Genomic DNA, 18,125 nt, shown 5'->3' with positions numbered 1-18,125 from the left:
CTCGCTCTCGCGGGCGGCGGTGCGGGCGGCGGTGCGGGCGGCGGTGTGGGCGGCGGTGTGGCTGGCCGGGCGACGGGCAGCCGCGGTCAGGCCGCCGTGCGGTCGGCGTCTCGGCGGGGCACGAGGGGCAGCGCCGCGAGGGGCGCGAGCGCGACCAGCGCGAACGCGAACGGGTAGCCGACGAGCGCGATGAGAGCGCCGACTCCCGGGCCGACGGCCGAGGCCGCGAGGAACTGGCCGGTGTTCTGCACGCCGAGCGCCCGGCCGGCCCACGCGGGGCCGGCGGCCTCGGCGACCGAGGTGAAGGCCAGTCCGTTGTCGGCCACGCTGACGGTGGTGGCCAGCACGAAGACGATGGCCGCGGCGACCGTGAGCTGCAACCCGCCGAGCACCGCCATCGCGGCCAGCAGCGCGATGCCGGCGACGCACACGGCGCGGAGCACTCGCACCCGGCTGCCGACCCGGTCGCTCAGCGCGCCGATCGCGATGCGCCCGCCGGCGCCCACGAACTGCGAGACCGACACCACGAGCCCGGCGACGAGCGGCTCGACCCCGAGCCCGGCCACCAGCCAGAGCAGCCCGAACGTCGAAAGCGTGAACTGCGGCAGCACGAGCAGCACCGACACCGCGTGGATGCGCACCAGGAACCGATCGCGCCGGTAGGGGTTCGCCGACCGCTCCGGGCCCGCGGCCGACGCGGCGGCAGTGCCGCTGGCAGGGGCGGGCGCGGCGGCGGTGGCCGGGCGGGGCGGGTTGCGGATGCCCAGGGCGCACCCCACCGCCAGGAGCGCCGCGGCGACCGCCGCCACGGCGAGCGGCGCCCCGAAGCCGGCGCTCGCGGCGAGCGGCGGCACCACGAGGGCGGCGACGGCGGTGCCGAGCGGCTGCGCCATCTGCCGGATGCCCATCGCCAGCCCGCGCCGCTCGCGCGGGAACCAGCCGACGACCACCCGGCCGCTGGCCGAGTTCGTGCTGGCCGACGCCGCTCCACCCAGCACGAGGAAGAGCACGAGCAGCCCCGGTGCGGCCAGGGCTCCCGGCGCGGACGCCGCCCATGCCGCCAGCCCGGCGAAGACGGCCGTGAGGGCCAGCCCGCCGGCGATCACCCCGCGCTCCCCGAGTCGGTCGGCGAGCGCACCCCAGGCCACCAGCGTGAGCACCATGCCGATCGTCGGCGCCGCCGCGAGCCAGCCGGCGGTGGTCAGGGCGACGCCCTGCTCGACGTGCAGGTACGGGATCAGGAAGGCCGGGGTGCTGACGAGGAAGGTGCCCGCCGACTGCCCGGCGACCCCGAGCCCGAGCATCCGCCAGGCACCGGCGGGAACCGTGGTTCGGGAGGTTCGGAGTGAGTGGGGCGCGGACATGGACGGCTCCGTTCTGATGGGGTACCGTGATGGTATACCAGTTGACGGGAAACGGGGATGATGATGGCGGAGGCGGGGCGGAGCCCTTACGCGGTGCTGCGGGCGGGCATCCTGAACCTCGACCAGGTGCCCGGGGAGCGTCTGAGCGAACGCGGGCTCGAGGGGCTGCTCGGGGCGTCGCGCACGCCGATCCGGGCGGCGCTGATGCGGCTGGAGGCCGAGGGGCTCGTGCGGCGGGAGGGCCGGGGCTGGCAGGTGACGCCGATCGACCTCACCGAGGTGCGGGCGGTCGCCGAGTACCGCGAGGCCGTGGAGGGCGCCATCGCGCTGCTCGCCGCGACCCGCGCCACCGACGACGAGCTCGAGGCCCTGGCCGAGCTCGCCCGCGCGGAAGCACCGGGCGGCGACGACGAGGAGGCGGGGGTGCGGGCCGGCGACGCCTTCCACCTCGCGCTCGCCGGGCTCGGCGGCAACCCGTTCCTCGTGCAGGCGATGCGCGACGTGCTCACGCGGCTCAGCCGCACCCGCTGGCTCGACGTGCGCACCGCCGAGTCGCGCGCCTCCGCCCGCCGGGAGCACCTCGCGATCGTCCAGGCGCTGGCCGCCCGCGACGGCGAGCGCGCCCGCGACCTGGTGGTGGCGCACGGCCGCGGCACGCGCGACCGCATCCTCGCGCACCTCACCGACGAGCGGCGACGGATGCGCGGCCGCGGCATCGCGATCGTGGAGTCGACGCCGGCCTGACACCACCTGACACCACAACGGTGTTGACGTGACACCACTGTGGTGTCATAGTGGTGACATGGACATCGGACAGTACGTCACCGAGCTGCAGCGTCAGCTCACCGACACCGCCGAGAACGGCACGGGCGAGACCCGGGCCGTCGCGGAGCGGATCGCGGCCGGGCTCGACGCGGCGACGCGGATCGTGCTGCTCGACGCCCTGTCGGCCGCCGCCGGCGAGATCACGCGCGACCTCGCCCCCGGATCGGTCGACCTCCGCCTGCGCGGCCGCGAGGTCGAGTTCGTGGTCACGGCACCCGGTGCCGAGGCCGAGCCCGACGAGCAGCCCGGTGCGACCGTCGACCTGAACGACGCGAGCACCTCCCGCACCACGCTCCGCCTGCCCGACGCCTTGAAGTCCCAGGTCGACGACGCCGCCGCGGCCGACGGCCTGTCGGTCAACACCTGGCTGGTGCGCGCGGTCGCCTCGGCCCTCCAGCCCAAGCAGCGCCGCTCGGCGCAGCGCAGCCTCCGCACCGGCGACAACTTCGCCGGCTGGGCGCGATAGCTCACCGCACCCACCCCACAACCGCCCCACCACATCGCCGAGCCCCGCCCGCCGCGGGGTCGATCGGTCGCGCCCTCCTCCACTCCTCCACGCCCAGAAAGGGTCGCTTCAGCATGCCTGTCTTCGACACCCCCTCCCCCATCGACCTCGCGATCGACCTGCCCGTCGGCGCGATCGACGTCGTCGCCTCCGACCGCGCCGACACCGTCGTGACGGTCACCCCCACCAATCCCGCCAAGGCCGTCGACCGGCGCGGCGCCGACGAGACGCGGGTCGACTTCGACGGCACCCGCCTCACGGTCACCGGCCCGAAGCCGCGCCTCAGCTGGATCGGCCCCACCGAATCCGTCGACCTCCGCGTCGAGCTCCCGGCGGGGTCGCGGCTGACGGCCGAGATCGCCGTCGGCGGCGTGCGCAGCTCGGGCCCACTCGGCGCCACCCGGGTCAAGAGCTCCACCGGCTGGGTCGAGCTCGACTCCACCGGCGACCTCTGGGTGCGGGCCGGCCACGGCAACGTCACGGTCGCCGCCGCGCAGGGCTCGGCCGAGATCACCGCCGACCACGGCCAGATCCGGCTCGGGGCGGTGAGCGGCGACACCCTGCTCAAGGCCTCTCACGGCACGGTCACGATCGGCGAGTCCGGCGGCGACGTCGATGCGAAGCTCTCCTACGGCGACCTCGAGATCACCCGGGCGCTCGCCTCGGTGACCGGCCGCACCGCCTACGGCAGCGTGCAGCTGCACGAGGTGTCGAGCGGCTCGATCCAGGTCGACAGCGGCTACGGCCAGCTCACGATCGGGGTGCGGGCGGGCATCCCGGCCTGGCTCGACCTCGCGTCGAAGGAGGGCCACGTGCGCAACGGACTCGAGGGCGACCACGCCCCGGCCGCCGGCGAGCAGACCGTCGCGGTGCGCGCCCGCACCCAGTTCGGCGACATCACCATCCGGAGGGCCCGATGACCCGCCCGGCCGCCTCCGCAGCCGCCGCGCGAGGTGCAGCCACGGCAGGGGGCACCGCCATCACCCCCGCCATCGAGGTGCGCGGCCTCCGCAAGTCCTACGGCGACAAGGTCGTGCTCGACGACGTCGACCTCACGGTGGCACCCGGCACGGTCACCGCCCTGCTCGGCCCGAACGGCGCCGGCAAGACGACCGCGGTGCACATCCTCTCGACCCTCGTGCGACCGGATGCCGGTTCCGTCACGGTCGCGGGCCACGACGTCGTGCGGGCCACGGCCGCGGTGCGCGCATCCATCGGCCTGACCGGACAGTTCTCGGCCGTCGACACCCTGCTCACGGGCGAGGAGAACCTGCTGCTGATGGGCCGCCTGCGCCACCTCGGCCGCCGCGCCGCGAAGGCCCGCGCGACCGAGCTGCTCGAGCAGTTCGACCTCGTCGAGGCCGCTCGCAAGCCGCTCGCCACCTACTCGGGCGGCATGCAGCGCCGCCTCGACCTCGCGATGACCCTCGTCGAGCGGCCCGCCGTGATCTTCCTCGACGAGCCCACCACCGGCCTCGACCCGCGCAGCCGCCGCACCCTCTGGGGCATCGTGCGCGAGCTCGTCGCCGAGGGCACGACCGTGCTGCTCACCACGCAGTACCTCGACGAGGCCGACGCCCTGGCCGACCGCATCGCGGTGCTCGACGGCGGCCGCATCGTCGCCGAGGGCACCCCCGAGGAGCTGAAACGGCTCGTGCCCGGTGGCCACCTGCGCCTGAGATTCGCGGATGCTCCCGCCTACGACTCCGCCGCCACCCTGTTCCCCGGCGCCGCCCGCGACGACTCCTCCCTCGTGCTGACCGTCCCGAGCGACGGCGGCACGGGCACCCTCCGCACCGTGCTCGACCGCCTCGACGCGGCCGGCGTCGCGATCGAGGACCTGAGCATACGCACCCCCGACCTCGACGACGTGTTCTTCGCGCTGACCGGGGCCGGCACGACGAAGGGATCGGCATCATGACGACGATCACTCCGCAGCGGCCGTCCCACGTGATCGCCGACGCGGTCACCATGCTCGACCGCACGATGCTGCACATGGTGCGCTACCCCGGCCTGTCGATCTTCACGATCATCGGCCCGGTCGTCATCCTGCTGCTGTTCGTGTTCGTGCTCGGCGGCACCCTCGGCGCAGGTCTGCCGGGGGTCGACCCGGCGGGCGGGCGGGAGGCCTATCTCGCCTACGTGCTGCCGGGCATCCTGGCCATCACCATCGCGGGCACGGCCGGCGGCACCGCCACCACCGTCTCGATGGACATGACCCAGGGCATCACCGCCCGCTTCCGCACCATGGCGGTCGCCCGGTCGGCGGTGCTCGCGGGGCACGTGCTCGGCAACACGCTGCAGGCGCTGATCGCCGTGGCGCTCGTGCTCGGCGTCGGCCTCGCGATCGGCTTCCGCCCGACCGCCGGGCCGCTGGAGTGGGTCGCCGTCGCGGGGGTGCTCGCCCTGACCGCCTTCGCGATCACCTGGCTCGGCGTCGCCATGGGCATGCAGGCGAAGTCGGTCGAGACGGCGAGCAATCTCCCCCTCGTGCTGACCTTCCTGCCCTTCCTCGGCAGCGGCTTCGTGCCCGCCGACTCGATGCCCGGCTGGCTGCAGGGCTTCGCCGCCTACCAGCCGTTCACGCCGATCATCGAGACCCTGCGCGGGCTGCTGCTCGGCACGCCGCTCGGCTGGAGCCCGGTGCTCGCGGTCGGCTGGTGCCTCGTGCTCGCGGTGGGCGGGTACGTGTGGTCGCGCATCCTGTACGAGCGCCGCTCGGTGCGCTGAGCGGCGTCAGGCGCTGTCGCGGATGCCGAGCGCGAACGCCCGCACGTGCATCCGGAGCCCCTCGATGCGCTGCAGCCGCGCCGCGTCGCGATCGAAGCCCGGATAGGCGAGCGGCGGAAGCTTCCGCACGTTCGCCGAGCACTGGAACTCGTCGCAGACGAGTGCCCCGACCGTGTCGCCGTTGCGCCCGGCCCGCCCGCCGCGCTTGGCGCCGAAGAACACGACGTCGTTCGGCAGCGTGACGTCGTCGCACCACGAGCACTGCGGCCGGCTGCGGGTCGAGGCCTCGGCCTGGCGCAGCAGCACGCCGACGGGCTCGCCGTCGACATCGGCCACGACGTAGCCGAGCTGGGGCTGGCGGCGGTCGCGCCAGCCGAGGTAGTCGAGATCGTCCCAGCGGAGCTCGGCGAGGGCACCGGGGCCGCCGGCCGCGCCGGGCAGCACGATGCCGGCCCGCTCGCGCTGGGAGGTGTTGACGAAGGAGGCACGCAGCTGCGCGTCGGTGAAGGGGGTCATGGTCATCCTGTTCCGGTCGCCCGGGCACGCGGCCGCGGGCTGGTCTCGTTCAGGGCGCGGCGACAGGCCGCGCCAGGCGGCACCGGGGTGCCGAAGGTGCGCGAGAGGGAACGGCTCTACCTGCCGCCGGCCGAGCGGCCGACGACCTCCTGCCGGCCCGAGGCCGTGAGGGGTGCCCCTGAGGGGCGCGAGACGAGCGGATGCACGCTGAGAAGTCTACGCCCGGGTCGACGTCACCCGGCCGTCCACTTCTCGTCGGGGCCGAGGGCGGGTGCCGTGGCGCAGCCGGCACGGACCGGCACGCGGCGGTAGCCGTCACGCAGCACGACGACCACCGAGGCGACGACCGCGACGGCCGCCAGGACGAGGAGCACGAAGAAGAAGGTCATGGCAGCAACGCTACGGAAGGGGCAATCCCGCCACGAGTGGCAGGACTGCCCCAGTCCGCTCATTTACTGCCAAACACTCAGTCGGTCGCCAGCGCCAGCGCGAACCCGGCCGCCGGCAGCCGCACCGTGGTGGGCCCGTCGATCGACTGCGTGGCGACCAGCGCCCCGCTGCCGTCGTAGACACTGAGGGTCTGCGCGCTGCCGGCCGAGCCGACCACCGCGTCCTGGGCCGAGGCGAGCGAGTTCTGCACCAGCGCCGCCGAGCCGCCGTTCGCGCCCGATGCGCGGAGGCTCGACACCGTCGGCCGCACGAGCAGTGCGTCGATCTTCGTCTCGCCGCCGATGCCGCGCACGGTCAGCGCCGAGGTACCCGCCGGCACGAGCCGGTCGAGCGCCACCGGCAGCAGCGCGCCCGGAACCGCGGTGATGCCCTGCGGCCCCACCTCGGCCTTCACCGTGCCGAGCGGCTTGTTCCCCGCCTTCCACTGCGACTTGGGCGTCGGGGTCGTGCCGCCCTTCTCCACCTGCCACAGCACCGGCTCGACGATGCGGTCCGCCGCCTGCCCCGAGGCCGGCGCGGGCAGCGCGAGGCTCGCCGTCTGCCCCTTCGCCACCGCGAGGTACGAGCCGCTCCACGACGACTCGCCCGTCCAGCTCGACTCCGGGGTCCCGACCGTGCCGCCCGATCCGGCGGTCTCGGCCTCGACGACGGTGAGCCCGTCGCGGGCCTCGAGCGTGGTGAGCGACGTCGCCAGCGCCGCGACGTCGGGATGGGCATCCAGCGCCAGCATCGACAGCAGCCCGTGGATCGTCGACTCGGCGCCCGAGTTGCGGTTGATCGACCCGTCGGGCTGGATGCCGTCGTAGGTCACCCCTGTGGCCGGGTCGTACATGGGCTCGGCCGCCGGGTTGAGCCCGAAGAACCAGGCCGCCTGCACGCCCGCGAGGTCGGCGAGACCCGGCAGGCCGGCGGCGTCGGCCGTGGCGAGCAGGTTCTGCACGCGCGAGTCGGCGCCGTAGGCGATCTGCACCCGCTCGGTCGGCGAGGGGTACCAGCCGTTGTCGGGCCCGCCCGCGGTGAGCAGGGTCGGCGCGAACTGGGCGCTCTCGACGATCGCGGGCGCCCGAAGGCTCTCATCGTCCAGGGCGACGGATGCGCGCGCCAGGGCTCCCGCCATCTGCGACGACCAGGCGTGCCACATCGACCGCGACTCCGCCCAGGGCAGTGCCGCACCGTAGGGCCACGACTGGGCGGCGTCCCCGCTCGAACCCGCCCCGCCGGAGCCGCGTGCCGCCTCCCCCGAGGCACCTGCGGTGATGCCGGCGTACGCCGCGACGCCCTCGGCGAGCTTCGCCGTGCTGTCGCGCACGGCCTCGTCGCCGGGTGCGGCCTCGACGTAGGCGGAAAGGCCGAGCACGGCCTCGGCCGTGGCATCCGCCCCGTTCACGATCAGCCAGGCCGGCACCTCGACGCCGTCGGCCTGCTCGTACTCGCCGTAGCGGTCGAGCACCTCGCGGTCGACCGCGGCGACGCCGAGCTGCAGGCGCTGCTGCAGGAACGCCGCGAACGCGGGGTCGCTGTCGCGGAACGCCGCGTAGCCCTCGCCGAGGGCCCAGAGCGAGCGGGCCAGCCAGTAGCTCTCCTCGGAGTCGCTCGGGTCGGGCAGCTCGACCGGCTCGGCGCTCGGGTTCAGCTCGCCGTCGGGCTGCATCCAGAGCACCACGTTGCCGGTGTCGGCTCCGGTCGTCGTCTGGAAGTAGGCGAGCGCGCGCAGCACCTCGTAGGCCTTCTCGCGGCTGGCCTCGTCGCCCGTCTGCTGCCAGTGCCGCAGGTAGACCACGGCGGCACGGGAGACGTCGTCGCTGTTGAAGGCACCCTGGCCGTAGTCGCCCGTGGCGGGGTCGAGGGGCCCACCGCCGACGCGCTCGAAGGTGCCGGCGTCGCGGGCGTCGGCATAGGTCCAGGGCAGCGTGAGCGACGGGTCGGCGTCGAGCCGGTAGCTCGAGTGACCCTCGACCGCGGCCGGGCTCACCTCGTCGAGCAGGAAGTCGAGGTGCGCCGTATTGGTCAGCGCACCCGGTGGGCTCCCGGCGGCCGGGGTGCCGGGAGCCGCCGACGCCGGGGCCGCGACGGCCGCACCCCCCGCCACCAGCGCCAGGGCCGCCAGGGCGGCCGTCGTTCGTCTCGTTCTCAGCGTGCTCGTCATCGAATGCGCCTTCCAGTGAGGGGGGTGGGTCGGTCTAGGTGTGCAGCAGCCGGGCGACGCCGATCTTCGAGTCGGCCATGCCGTAGAAGACGAAGTGCTGCCCGTCGATCTCCTCGATCGCGGTGGGGAAGACGACGTTCGGCACGATGCCGCTGCGCTCCTCCTCGGTCTCGGGCGCCAGCAGCGGCACGGCCGTGCGGGCGATGACCTTCGAGGGGTCGTCGCCGTCGAGCAGGATGGCGCCGGCCGCGTAGTTCACCCTCTGCTGCTGCGCGAAGGCGTTGTCGATCACGCCGGTGACGCCGTGGTGGATGAGCAGCCAGCCCTCGGGCACCCGGAGGGGTGCCGGCCCGCCGCCGATCTTCACCTCCTCGAAGTCGAACTCGGGGCCCGCGAGGAAGCGGTGCCGCGTCCAGCGCGTGAGCTCGGCGAGGTCGCGCTCGACGGCCTCCACGGGCACGTAGCTGATCCAGATGCTCTGCCGGGCATCCGTCACCCCCGCCGGGAGGCGAACGCCCTCGCCGGGGCGCGTCTCGCCGAGGTCCCACATGGGGCGGTGCAGCACCGCGTACGACGGGGTTCCGTCGGGGGCGGTGACGGGCTCGGGGAAGAACACCGTGTCCTTGTTGTGGAACAGGCCGAGGTCGATGTCGAGGGCGTCGTCGTAGGTGAAGGTGACGGGGCCGAGGCGGCGCCACTCCCGCAGGTCGTCCGAGACGGCGATCGCGGTGCGCGGGCCGAGCGGCCCGTACGCGACGTAGGTCATGACGTGCAGGCCGAGGGCCGGGATGAACGTCACGCGCGGGTCCTCGACACCGGCGTTGTTCGCGCCGCGCTCGAAGCCGCGGTCGGGGGCCAGCACGACCCCCTCGCGCTCGACGCCGACCGGCACGCCCTCGTCGGAGACGAGGACGCGGGCGAGGCCGACCCGGGAGACGTTGCCGGTGGCGACGAGCCGGGGCAGCAGGTACAGCGCACCCGAGGCGTCGTGGCCGGAGCCGGGGTTCAGCACCCCCTCGGCCTCCAGCTCGTTGCCGGGCTCCGGCTCCATCACGATGCCGGCGCGCTCGAGGCGGTAGGGGACGTTCGTCGAGGTGGTGGTGGGCATGGTCATCCTTTCACTCCGGATCCGAGTTCGTTCGACACGAAGTAGCGCTGGAACACGATGAACAGCACGACCACCGGGGCCGCGAGCACCACCGCGCCGGCGAGGATCGCGCCGAAGGGGTTGTCGGTCGACGCTGCGACCGTGGAGATGTAGTTGGCGAGCGACACGGCGAGCGGCTGCAGCGACGCGTCCTTGGTGATCAGGAACGGCCAGAGGAACTCGTTCCAGGGGCCGATGAAGGTGAGCAGCACGGCGGTGACGAGCGCCGGCCGCACGAGTGGCAGCGCCACGCTCCAGAGCAGGCGCAGCTCGCCCGCCCCGTCGATCCGGGCCGCCTCGAAGAGCTCCTTCGGAAGCTGCAGGAAGTACTGCCGGAAGATGATCACCGCGGTGGAGTTGATGGCGAACGGCAGGATCATGCCGAGGTGCGTGTCGGCGAGACCGTAGTCCCGGGCGATCAGCACGTACAGCGGGATCTGCAGCAGCTGGAACGGGATGACCTGCACCAGCAGCACCAGCGCGAACGTGGCCTTGCGGCCCCGCCACTCCAGCATCGCGAGGGCGTAGCCCACGAGCACTCCGAACACGACGGTGCACAGCAGCACCCCGCCGGTGAAGATGCCCGAGTTGACCAGCCCGCTGACGAGGTCGATGCGCTCGTTGACGTTCACGAAGTTGTCGAACGAGAGGTTCGACGGGTTCGGGAACGCTCCGGCGAGCGTCGGGTCGGGCTTCGTCTGCAGCGCCCCGACCACCATGTAGTAGAAGGGGAACAGGAACACCACGGCGCCGAGCGCGAGCACGACCCCGCGCAGCACCGTCTGGAAGCGGCTCATGCCGCCGACCCTCGCCCGACGGGTGGCGGGCGCTTTCTGGACGGTCGTCATGACTCCCTCTCCCCGACGAAGCGGTTCTGGATGAACGCGATCACGAGCACCCCGAGCACCAGCACGATGCCGATGGCCGAGGCCACGTCGGGCTGCCCCTGCTGGATGCCCAGCTGGTACATCATCAGCACCGGCGACGCCGAGGCGCCGTTCGGTCCGCCGCCCGCCGTGAGCAGGTACGGCTCGGTGAACAGGTTGGCGCCGGTGACCGTGGAGATCAGCAGCACCAGCAGGGTCGCCGGCCGCACGCCCGGCACGGTGACCGAGAAGAACTGCCGCACCTTGCCGCCGCCGTCCATCTCCGCCGACTCGTAGAGCTCCTTCGGCACGTTCTGCAGCGCGGCGAGGTACAGCAGGATGTAGAACCCCAGCTGCTTCCACGTCACGTACAGGGCGATGATCGGCATCGCCAGCTTGTCGTTGATCAGCCACGACGGGTCGGGCGCCAGCGGCCCGAGCATGCTGTTCACCAGCCCGTTGCCGTTGAACAGGAACAGCCACACCGCCACCACCGCGACGCTCGCCGTGACGTAGGGCACGTAGTAGCTCACCCGCAGGAAGGTACGGGCGTGCACCACCTTGTTCAGCGCCGTCGCGAGCAGCAGCGCCAGTACCACGGTGAGCGGCACGTTGATGATCAGGAAGACGCCGACGTTGCCGAACGAGCGGATGACCGCGGGGTTCGAGAAGGCGGCGACGTAGTTGTCCAGCCCCACGAAGGGCCGGGCAGGTTCCGCGCCGGGGGCGGCGAAGAAGAAGTCGTGGAACGAGATCCACACCGCGTAGACGATGGGGAAGGCGAACACGACCATCACGAACGCCAGGTACGGCGAGCTGAACAGCAGTCCGAGCGGCTGCCGGCCGAGGATGCGCTTCATCAGCGCCTCCTACGGCTGGGTGGCGAGAGTATCGATGCTGGAGGCCGCGTCGTCGAGGGCGGTCTTCACGTCGCCCTCGCCGAAGATGACCGACTTGCTCCACGCGTCGCGGAAGGTCTGCATCATCTGCACCGTGTTCGGTCCGGCCGGCACCTCGACGGTGCGGCTGGCCTGGTCGCCGAAGGCCACGTAGGCCGGGTTGGCGGCGAAGTAGTCGGCGTAGACGGTCGGCAGGTCCTGGCGGAGCGGCATCTGGCCGGTGGCCTCGAGGAACTGGCCGTCCTGCTCCTGGCTGGTCGCGAACTTCAGCACCTCCCAGGCGGTGCCCTTGTTCTCGCAGGCCGAGAACAGGCCGATGTTCTTCGCGTCGCTGAAGGTCCAGGTCTCATCCGCCGGGGTGCCCTCGGGGGTCGGCACCGGAACGGAACCGAAGTTCACGCCCTCGTAGACCGAGATCGCCCACGGTCCGACGATGGCCATCGCGGCCTGCGCGTCGGCGAAGGAGTCGCCCTGGTACTGCTCCTGGCCCGAGAGGCCCTGGTCGTAGAGGTCGCGCCAGAACTGGGCCACCTCGTAGCCCGCGTCGTCGGCGAAGGTGGCCTTGCCGTCCTCGACGAGCTGGGTGCCGCCGGTCGCCGCCGCGTAGAGCGGGTAGAAGTCGAACTGCATCTGGAAGAACTCGCTCGTGGGAGCCGGCTGGATCGCGTACGGGGCGACCCCCGCATCCACCAGCTTCTTCGAGGTCGCCAGGAAGTCGTCGTAGGTCGACAGCGGCGGGTTCTCGGCGTCGATGCCGGCCTTCGCGAACAGGTCCTTGTTGTAGAAGATGACCACGGGGTTCGACTTCCAGGGGAACTGGAAGTAGTCGCCGTCGGCGTTCTGGTACTGCTTCGCGAGGTCGCCGGAGCGCTCCTCGATGTAGGAGGCGCCGTCGGGGAAGTCGGAGAGGTTCACCAGCCCGCCCTGCTTCTCGAACTGGCCGACCGCGCTCGGCGCGGTGTTGAGCACCAGGCAGGGGGCGTTGCCGGCGGTAATCGCGGCGCCGATGACCTCTTCGCTCGACTTTCCGGCGGGGATCTCCTGAGCGGTGACCTCCTCGTCGGGATGCTCGGCGTTCCAGGCCTCGACCATCTGCTTGCCCCAGCCGACCTCGGCCTCGTTGTTGGAGTACCAGATGGTGATCGGGCCGGTCGCGGTCAGGTCGTCGGAGGCCGCGCCGCCTCCGCCGCCCGAGCAGGCGGTGAGGGCGAGGCCGGCCGCCACGGTGGCGGCGAGGGCGATGGTGCGGCGAGGGGTGAGCCTCCTCGGCACTGAGGGGTTCTTCACGATGTGCTCCTTTCGGTGGCGGCGTCGTCGCCGCGATTCGGTGGGCCCCGGAGGGCGGTTCAGTGGGCGCCGCCGGGGCGGCCGGAGGGGGACGGCACGGGGCCGGAGGGGGTCGGCACGGGGCCAGTGGACGTTGGCACAGGGCCGGTGGAGGCGCGCACGACGAGCCGCGCCGGCGGCAGGGCGACGTCGTCGGCCGAGCCGGTGGCGACGAGCTGCAGCAGCGTGCGCGCCGCCTGCTCGCCCCAGACGAGCGGGTCGGAGCGCACCGAGGTGACGGAGGGGAAGACGTAGCGGGCGAGCTCGGAGTCGTCGAAGCCGGCGACCGAGAGGTCGCGCGGCACCCGCAGCCCGCGCTCGTGGGCGATGCCGATGCCGGCGATGGCCATCGGGTCATTGCCGAACACGATCGCGGTCGGCGGGTCGGCGAGGTCGAGCAGCCGCTCGGTGGCGGCGGCGCCCTCGGCCGCGGTGAAATCGGTCTCGACGACGATCGGAGCCGGGCAGCCGGCCTGGGCGAGCGTGCCGGCGAAGGCGGCGTCGCGGCGGGTCGCGTGCATCATGCGGCGCGGGCCGATGACGTGGGCGATGCGGCGGTGGCCGAGCTCCGCGAGGTGGCGGGCGAGCTCGACCACGCCCGGGGTGTCGTCGAGCACGACGGAGGGGAACGGATGCGCGGGGCGCCCCGACCCGTCGGCCGACGCCGGGGCGTCCGCCCGCGCATCCGGATCACCCAGCGTCACGGCCGGCATGCCGAGCGACTGCAGCAGCGGGATGCGGGGATCGTCATGCCGCAGGTCGGTGAGGAACATGCCGTCGACGCGGGAGTCGGAGGTGAACGTGCGGTACACGGTCTCCTCGTGCGCGTCGTCACCGACCACGCTCAGCACCAGGGCGCGGCCCTCGGTCGAGAGCACGCGCTCGACGCCCGCGATGAAGGAGGGGAAGAAGGGGTCGGCCCCGAGGATCTCGGGGTCGCGGGCGATGACGAGCCCGAGCGCGTAGGAGGTTCGGGTCGAGAGCGACCGGGCGCTGAGGCTCGGCCGGTAGTCGAGCTCGCGGGCGACGTCGAGGATGCGGTCGCGGGTGTCGGGCGAGACGCCGGGGCGGTCGTTCAGGGCGAACGAGACGAGGCCCTTGCTGACGCCCGCCGCCCGGGCGACGTCGGTGATCGTGGCCTTGCGCTTCATCGTCCACCTCCTCGTGGTCGCCTCGACCGGTTCCACGTCGAGCGCGGTTGAACCGGTTTAGGTCAAAACTATACCGGTTTAGTGACCCCCGCAAGAGGGTCACCGGGTGAATCCTGCCGCCCGACACGGCTCGGGGAGGCTGGGAGAATCCCCGATGACGTGATAGGAGGCTCGGATATGATCGACCGCTGACCCCCGCACCACACCGAAGGACAGCTGCGTGAACGAGACCGACCGACGCCCCCGGCGCCCGAGTTCAGGCCCCGTGCGGCACGGCCGGCTGCGCAGCTCCTCCCCTGTCGCGACGGCCCTGAAGGGCCTGGCGGTGGTCGCCGCCGTCGCCCTCGTGAGCGTCGGCACCATCACCGCCTACGCGGTCAGCAGCGTCACCACGCAGTTCACCGCGAACGCCGTCGACATCAGCAACGGCGAGGCGGCCCCGGCCCCGCCGCCCCTGCTCTCGGCGTTCGAGGGCGGCTTCAACATGCTCGTCATCGGCACCGACAACGACCCGAACCAGGGCGACAGCTTCGGCGAGCGCGACGCCACGCTGAACGACGTCAACATCCTGCTGCACGTCTCGGCCGACCACAAGAACGCCGTGGTCGTCAGCTTCCCGCGCGACCTGGTGATCTCGCACCCCGACTGCCAGGACCCGGAGACGGGCGAGACCTTCGACGCCATGAGCGCCCAGCCGCTGAACGACGCCTACGCGCGCGGCGGCATCGCCTGCGTCGCGAACACGGTCTCGAACCTCACCGGGCTCTCGATCCAGTACGCGGCCGCCACCTCCTTCGACGGCGTGATCGAGATGACCAACGCCGTCGGCGGCGTGCCGGTCTGCCTGACGGCCCCCATCTTCGACTCGGACTCCGGCCTCGACCTGCCCGCCGGCACCAGCGTGATCGAGGGCCAGATGGCGCTCGCGTTCCTGCGCAACCGGCACGGCGTCGGCGACGGCAGCGACCTCTCCCGCATCGGCTCGCAGCAGCAGTACCTCTCGTCGCTCATGCGCACCATGAAGAGCGCCGACACGCTGAGCGACCTCGGCAAGCTCTACGGCCTCGCCCGGGCGGCCGCGTCGAACATCAAGCCGTCGCAGTCGCTCGCGAGCCCCGACGCCATGGTGTCGCTGGCGCTCACCCTGAAGGACGTCGACCTCAACAACATCGTGTTCGTGCAGTACCCCTCCGAGGAGGACCCGGACGACGTGAACAAGGTGGTGCCGGCCCAGTACCTGGCCGACGCCATGTTCGCGAAGATCGTCGCCGACCAGCCGTTCACGCTCGGGGCCGACGCGACCACGACGGGCTCGACCGTGGTGGAGGACCCGGCGGCTCCCGTCGAGCCGGCGCCCGACGCCACTCCGGCTCCCGACGCGACCGCCGCGCCCGCCACACCGGCCACCGAGGCGGCGCCCGAGGTCATCGAGGGGCTGAAGGGTCAGACGGCCGCGCAGCAGACCTGCGCGAACCCGAACGACAACTGAGGCCGGCGGCGTCCGGCCGGGTGGTGGTGCCCGGGTGCGATACGCGGCACCGTCGATCTCAGACCCGGGTACCACCGCGATGAGCCCGTGGTCCGATGAGCGGATGCCCGGCCCTGCGTAGCGTCGAAGCATGACGACTTCGACCCCCACCCCCGACCAGACCACCTCCACCCAGACCACCGCGGTCATCCCCCTCGACGAGGCGGAGACCACCGGCGGCGCCGGTGCGCCTACCTCGGGCCCCGGCACCTCGGGCACCGGCGGCTACGCCGGCGCCGGGCCGGCCACCGGGAGCGGCGCGCCCGCCTTCCCCGGCCAGCCCGTCGCGGCGCAGCCGGCATCCGTTCTGCCCGCCCAGCCCCGCACCAACGTGCTGGGCATCATCACCCTCGTGCTCGGCGTGCTCGGCTTCGGCCTCGTGCCCGTGATCACCGGCCACATCGCGCTGAACCAGATCAAGCGCACCGGCGAGGACGGGCGCGGGCTCACGCTCGCCGGCCTCATCCTGGGCTACGTGACGCTGGCCGGCTGGCTCATCGTGGCGTTCTTCTGGGTCGCGGTCGCCGGCCTCGCCGTGATCGGTGCGGCCGCCGGCGCCGGCTACGGCTACTAGGCCGTCAGGCGCGGGCCGAGCCCGCGCCCCTTTCGACCGGGGCGGGGGAGCTGAGTCGGGTCAGACTCCTCCGCCCCCACCTCCTCCTCCGCCGCCACCCGACGAACCGCCGCCGCCCGAGAATCCGCTCGAGCTGCTCGACGAGCTGCCCGAGTAGGCCGAGGCCGACGTGGAGCTGAGCGACGACATGCTCGACGCGAACAGTGCCGCGTTAAAGGCGCCGCTGCCGCCGTACCAGTCGGGCTGGCTGCCGAGGCTCTCGTAGTAGGTGCCGAGCACCTTCGCCCACTCGGTCTCGAGGTTCAGCAGCACCGCGTAGGGCAGCAGCTTCTCGTAGAGCTTCACCACCTGGCCCCAGTCGGGTGCGTCGACGCCCGTGCGGAGTGCCCCCTCGGGGCTCTGCAGCACCCGGAAGCGCTCCTCCTCGGCCCACTTCACGTACATCTCGATGCCGGCGATGTAGTCGCGCAGCTCGGCGCCCTTCTGCGTGAGCGGCGTGCGGAACGCGACGATGCCGGTGAACACCATCAGCACGAACAGCAGCACGACCATGAGGACCGGAAGGCCACCGCCGAGCCCCGCCTCGCCCGTGACGATGCCGGTCACGAATCCCACGGCCGCGAGCACGATGGCCGCGATCAGCAGCAGTGAACCGATGCCGGTGACGCTGCGACCGAGGTAGCCCTCGGTGCGGGCCCGCTTGCGGGTCTTCTGCAGCAGGGCGTAGATCTCCTTGGCGAGCTGCGCGTCCTTCTTCTTCAGCTCGCGCCAGCTGCCGGGAGCGAGACCCGGACCGAACAGGGCCGCCGCCAGTTCGCGTTCGTTCGGGTTCAGCGTGTCGGCCGACTTCAGCTGCAGCCAGTACTGGGTGGAGGGGCCGAACAGGCCGGGCTCGGTCTGCTCGACGATCTGCAGCACCCGGCGCACGGCGTAGTCGACGAACGACGCGGCCGCGGCCCGGTTGGTGCGCTTGGTGACCACGGAGGCGATCAGCAGGTCCTCGCCGCGCGGCGGCGTGTACTCCGGCACGATCACCGGCCGGCCCTTCGCGTCGCGGAGACGCGTGAGCCGGTGGACCAGGGCGGCGATCGCCGTGGCGATCGCGAGCACCACCGCGACGAGCTGGATCCAGCCCGACGGCGCCGAGAGGTAGCCGGTCTCGCGCTCGGTGAAGGTGCCGGGGGCGAAGGCGATGCCGATCGTGACGTTCTCGCCGGCGGCCAGGTTCTGGTTGTCGGTGGTGAAGACGGCCGCGCCGTCGGCGATGGCCTCGTCGATCTCGACGGTGCCGTCGTTCGCGCTGCCGCTGCCGGCGCCGCTGCCCGTGTCGGTGCCGAACTCGGCGGTCGGGTCACCCTGCGCCTCGACGATCTCGCATTGGGCGGTCGAGCCCTCCTCGCCCACGAAGCAGCCGGTGTCACCGGTCAGCGCGTCGACGAGCTCGGGGGCGACGACGGTCGTGGTGCGGTGCTCGGTGAAGGGCTGCTTCCAGAGGGTGCCGTTGGTGTCCCAGTAGAACTCGTCGTCGTCGGTGTTCGCGAAGTAGGCCGTGACGTCGCGCTGGGTGTAGGTGAGCACGTACGTCTGCTCGCCGTGCACGTAGTCGTCGGCCGCGATCGTGACGACGAGGTTCTCGTCGTCGGTCTCGGTCTCGTAGTCGCGCGGGGTTCCGTCGCCATCGGTCACCGAGACCAGCTCGAGATCGGTCGGATGCCCCTGGTAGACCCGGGGGATCGCCCGCTGGATGCCGCGGTTCTGATCGCTCTCGGGGAACCGCGCCACGAAGGTCTCGGTGGTGCGCAGCGTCGAGTGGCCGTCGTCATCGATGCCGAGGTCGTAGCGGGCGTCGAACGAGTCGAAGCTGAAGTCGTTGACGTCGCGGGGCACGGCGGCGAGTGCCTCGGCGGCGGGCGCGGCCGGCACGGCGACGGGGGCCGCTGCGAGCGCGGGCGCCTCGGCGGCAAAAGCGGGGGCGGCGGCGGCCGCCTCGGTGGCCGCCAGGGCGGGGGCGGCGACGAGCAGGAGGGCGGCGAGCATCCGGAACCGGGCGAGCGTGCGCATGCGCCCAGCCTACCCGCGGCGAGCAATCCTCAGCGGG

The 18,125-nt window shown here is 72.6% G+C and carries 17 protein-coding genes; 7 read left to right on the top strand and 10 right to left on the bottom strand.

Annotated features, from left to right (window positions below):
- Window positions 1-86: 86 nt before the first annotated feature.
- A complete protein-coding gene (locus tag ITJ64_RS07615) occupies window positions 87-1,364 on the bottom strand; it encodes an MFS transporter (RefSeq protein WP_194680066.1) in 1,278 nt (425 codons plus the stop codon).
- Between the two features lie 57 nt (window positions 1,365-1,421).
- Here ITJ64_RS07615 and ITJ64_RS07610 point away from each other — a divergent pair, with 57 nt between their 5' ends.
- The 5 genes from ITJ64_RS07610 to ITJ64_RS07590 all read left to right on the top strand — a co-directional run bounded on the left by ITJ64_RS07610 (window position 1,422) and on the right by ITJ64_RS07590 (window position 5,424).
- Window positions 1,422-2,108 (top strand): GntR family transcriptional regulator, encoded by a 687-nt coding sequence (locus tag ITJ64_RS07610; protein WP_194680065.1) that lies wholly within the window; start codon window positions 1,422-1,424, stop codon window positions 2,106-2,108.
- A gap of 58 nt (window positions 2,109-2,166) precedes the next feature.
- A complete protein-coding gene (locus tag ITJ64_RS07605; protein ID WP_194680064.1) occupies window positions 2,167-2,655 on the top strand; it encodes a histidine kinase in 489 nt (162 codons plus the stop codon).
- A 113-nt stretch (window positions 2,656-2,768) separates the two neighbouring features.
- Complete coding sequence (locus ITJ64_RS07600) at window positions 2,769-3,614, top strand: DUF4097 family beta strand repeat-containing protein (RefSeq protein ID WP_194680063.1); 846 nt, start codon at window positions 2,769-2,771, stop codon at window positions 3,612-3,614.
- Window positions 3,611-4,615 (top strand): ATP-binding cassette domain-containing protein, encoded by a 1,005-nt coding sequence (locus ITJ64_RS07595; protein ID WP_194680062.1) that lies wholly within the window; start codon window positions 3,611-3,613, stop codon window positions 4,613-4,615. The genes ITJ64_RS07600 and ITJ64_RS07595 overlap by 4 nt, the downstream gene beginning before the upstream one ends.
- Complete coding sequence (locus ITJ64_RS07590; protein ID WP_194680061.1) at window positions 4,612-5,424, top strand: ABC transporter permease; 813 nt, start codon at window positions 4,612-4,614, stop codon at window positions 5,422-5,424. The genes ITJ64_RS07595 and ITJ64_RS07590 overlap by 4 nt, the downstream gene beginning before the upstream one ends.
- A 6-nt stretch (window positions 5,425-5,430) precedes the next feature.
- Here ITJ64_RS07590 and ITJ64_RS07585 read toward each other — a convergent pair whose 3' ends face one another.
- From ITJ64_RS07585 to ITJ64_RS07550, 8 genes are all read right to left on the bottom strand, one after another.
- Window positions 5,431-5,940, bottom strand: a complete 510-nt coding sequence (locus ITJ64_RS07585; protein WP_194680060.1) for an FBP domain-containing protein — start codon at window positions 5,938-5,940, stop codon at window positions 5,431-5,433.
- Between the two features lie 233 nt (window positions 5,941-6,173).
- Window positions 6,174-6,329, bottom strand: a complete 156-nt coding sequence (locus ITJ64_RS07580; RefSeq protein ID WP_194680059.1) for a hypothetical protein — start codon at window positions 6,327-6,329, stop codon at window positions 6,174-6,176.
- Window positions 6,330-6,406: 77 nt separating this feature from the next.
- Entirely contained in the window at window positions 6,407-8,536 is a 2,130-nt protein-coding gene (locus ITJ64_RS07575; protein ID WP_194680058.1) for a hypothetical protein, read from the bottom strand.
- Window positions 8,537-8,570: 34 nt separating this feature from the next.
- Window positions 8,571-9,650, bottom strand: a complete 1,080-nt coding sequence (locus ITJ64_RS07570) for a glycosidase (protein ID WP_194680057.1) — start codon at window positions 9,648-9,650, stop codon at window positions 8,571-8,573.
- A complete protein-coding gene (locus tag ITJ64_RS07565) occupies window positions 9,647-10,480 on the bottom strand; it encodes a carbohydrate ABC transporter permease (RefSeq protein WP_173182891.1) in 834 nt (277 codons plus the stop codon). The genes ITJ64_RS07570 and ITJ64_RS07565 overlap by 4 nt, the downstream gene beginning before the upstream one ends.
- Before the next feature lie 47 nt (window positions 10,481-10,527).
- Window positions 10,528-11,409: a carbohydrate ABC transporter permease gene (locus ITJ64_RS07560; protein WP_194680056.1), complete on the bottom strand. Its 882-nt coding sequence runs from the start codon at window positions 11,407-11,409 to the stop codon at window positions 10,528-10,530.
- 9 nt (window positions 11,410-11,418) lie between these two features.
- Window positions 11,419-12,735 carry an extracellular solute-binding protein gene (locus ITJ64_RS07555; RefSeq protein WP_370545082.1) on the bottom strand — a complete coding sequence of 439 codons (1,317 nt, stop codon included), beginning with the start codon at window positions 12,733-12,735 and terminating at the stop codon, window positions 11,419-11,421.
- 59 nt (window positions 12,736-12,794) lie between these two features.
- On the bottom strand, window positions 12,795-13,925 hold the full coding sequence (locus tag ITJ64_RS07550; RefSeq protein ID WP_194680055.1) for a LacI family DNA-binding transcriptional regulator: 1,131 nt from the start codon (window positions 13,923-13,925) through the stop codon (window positions 12,795-12,797).
- Window positions 13,926-14,145: 220 nt separating this feature from the next.
- Between ITJ64_RS07550 and ITJ64_RS07545 the strand changes: the two genes are divergently transcribed.
- On the top strand, window positions 14,146-15,414 hold the full coding sequence (locus tag ITJ64_RS07545; protein WP_194680054.1) for an LCP family protein: 1,269 nt from the start codon (window positions 14,146-14,148) through the stop codon (window positions 15,412-15,414).
- Between the two features lie 130 nt (window positions 15,415-15,544).
- On the top strand, window positions 15,545-16,027 hold the full coding sequence (locus tag ITJ64_RS18870) for a DUF4190 domain-containing protein (RefSeq protein ID WP_228507736.1): 483 nt from the start codon (window positions 15,545-15,547) through the stop codon (window positions 16,025-16,027).
- Window positions 16,028-16,087: 60 nt separating this feature from the next.
- Here ITJ64_RS18870 and ITJ64_RS07535 read toward each other — a convergent pair whose 3' ends face one another.
- A complete protein-coding gene (locus tag ITJ64_RS07535) occupies window positions 16,088-18,088 on the bottom strand; it encodes a DUF2207 domain-containing protein (RefSeq protein ID WP_194680053.1) in 2,001 nt (666 codons plus the stop codon).
- Window positions 18,089-18,125: the final 37 nt, after the last annotated feature.

It is taken from the genome of Herbiconiux sp. VKM Ac-1786, from assembly GCF_015350805.1.
Lineage (GTDB): Bacteria > Actinomycetota > Actinomycetes > Actinomycetales > Microbacteriaceae > Herbiconiux.
This window is presented reverse-complemented; position numbering and strand designations above follow the sequence as displayed.

Bases quoted from the DNA above. Each gene is read 5' to 3' on its own strand.
- ITJ64_RS07595 (WP_194680062.1), top strand. From the start codon at position 3,611: ATGACCCGCCCGGCCGCCTCCGCAGCCGCCGCGCGAGGTGCAGCCACG.
- ITJ64_RS07560 (WP_194680056.1), bottom strand. From the start codon at position 11,409: ATGAAGCGCATCCTCGGCCGGCAGCCGCTCGGACTGCTGTTCAGCTCG.
- ITJ64_RS07550 (WP_194680055.1), bottom strand. From the start codon at position 13,925: ATGAAGCGCAAGGCCACGATCACCGACGTCGCCCGGGCGGCGGGCGTC.
- ITJ64_RS07565 (WP_173182891.1), bottom strand. From the start codon at position 10,480: ATGAGCCGCTTCCAGACGGTGCTGCGCGGGGTCGTGCTCGCGCTCGGC.
- ITJ64_RS07580 (WP_194680059.1), bottom strand. From the start codon at position 6,329: ATGACCTTCTTCTTCGTGCTCCTCGTCCTGGCGGCCGTCGCGGTCGTC.
- ITJ64_RS07575 (WP_194680058.1), bottom strand. From the start codon at position 8,536: ATGACGAGCACGCTGAGAACGAGACGAACGACGGCCGCCCTGGCGGCC.
- ITJ64_RS07600 (WP_194680063.1), top strand. From the start codon at position 2,769: ATGCCTGTCTTCGACACCCCCTCCCCCATCGACCTCGCGATCGACCTG.
- ITJ64_RS07585 (WP_194680060.1), bottom strand. From the start codon at position 5,940: ATGACCCCCTTCACCGACGCGCAGCTGCGTGCCTCCTTCGTCAACACC.
- ITJ64_RS07605 (WP_194680064.1), top strand. From the start codon at position 2,167: ATGGACATCGGACAGTACGTCACCGAGCTGCAGCGTCAGCTCACCGAC.
- ITJ64_RS07535 (WP_194680053.1), bottom strand. From the start codon at position 18,088: ATGCGCACGCTCGCCCGGTTCCGGATGCTCGCCGCCCTCCTGCTCGTC.
- ITJ64_RS07615 (WP_194680066.1), bottom strand. From the start codon at position 1,364: ATGTCCGCGCCCCACTCACTCCGAACCTCCCGAACCACGGTTCCCGCC.
- ITJ64_RS07590 (WP_194680061.1), top strand. From the start codon at position 4,612: ATGACGACGATCACTCCGCAGCGGCCGTCCCACGTGATCGCCGACGCG.
- ITJ64_RS07570 (WP_194680057.1), bottom strand. From the start codon at position 9,650: ATGACCATGCCCACCACCACCTCGACGAACGTCCCCTACCGCCTCGAG.
- ITJ64_RS18870 (WP_228507736.1), top strand. From the start codon at position 15,545: ATGACGACTTCGACCCCCACCCCCGACCAGACCACCTCCACCCAGACC.
- ITJ64_RS07610 (WP_194680065.1), top strand. From the start codon at position 1,422: ATGATGATGGCGGAGGCGGGGCGGAGCCCTTACGCGGTGCTGCGGGCG.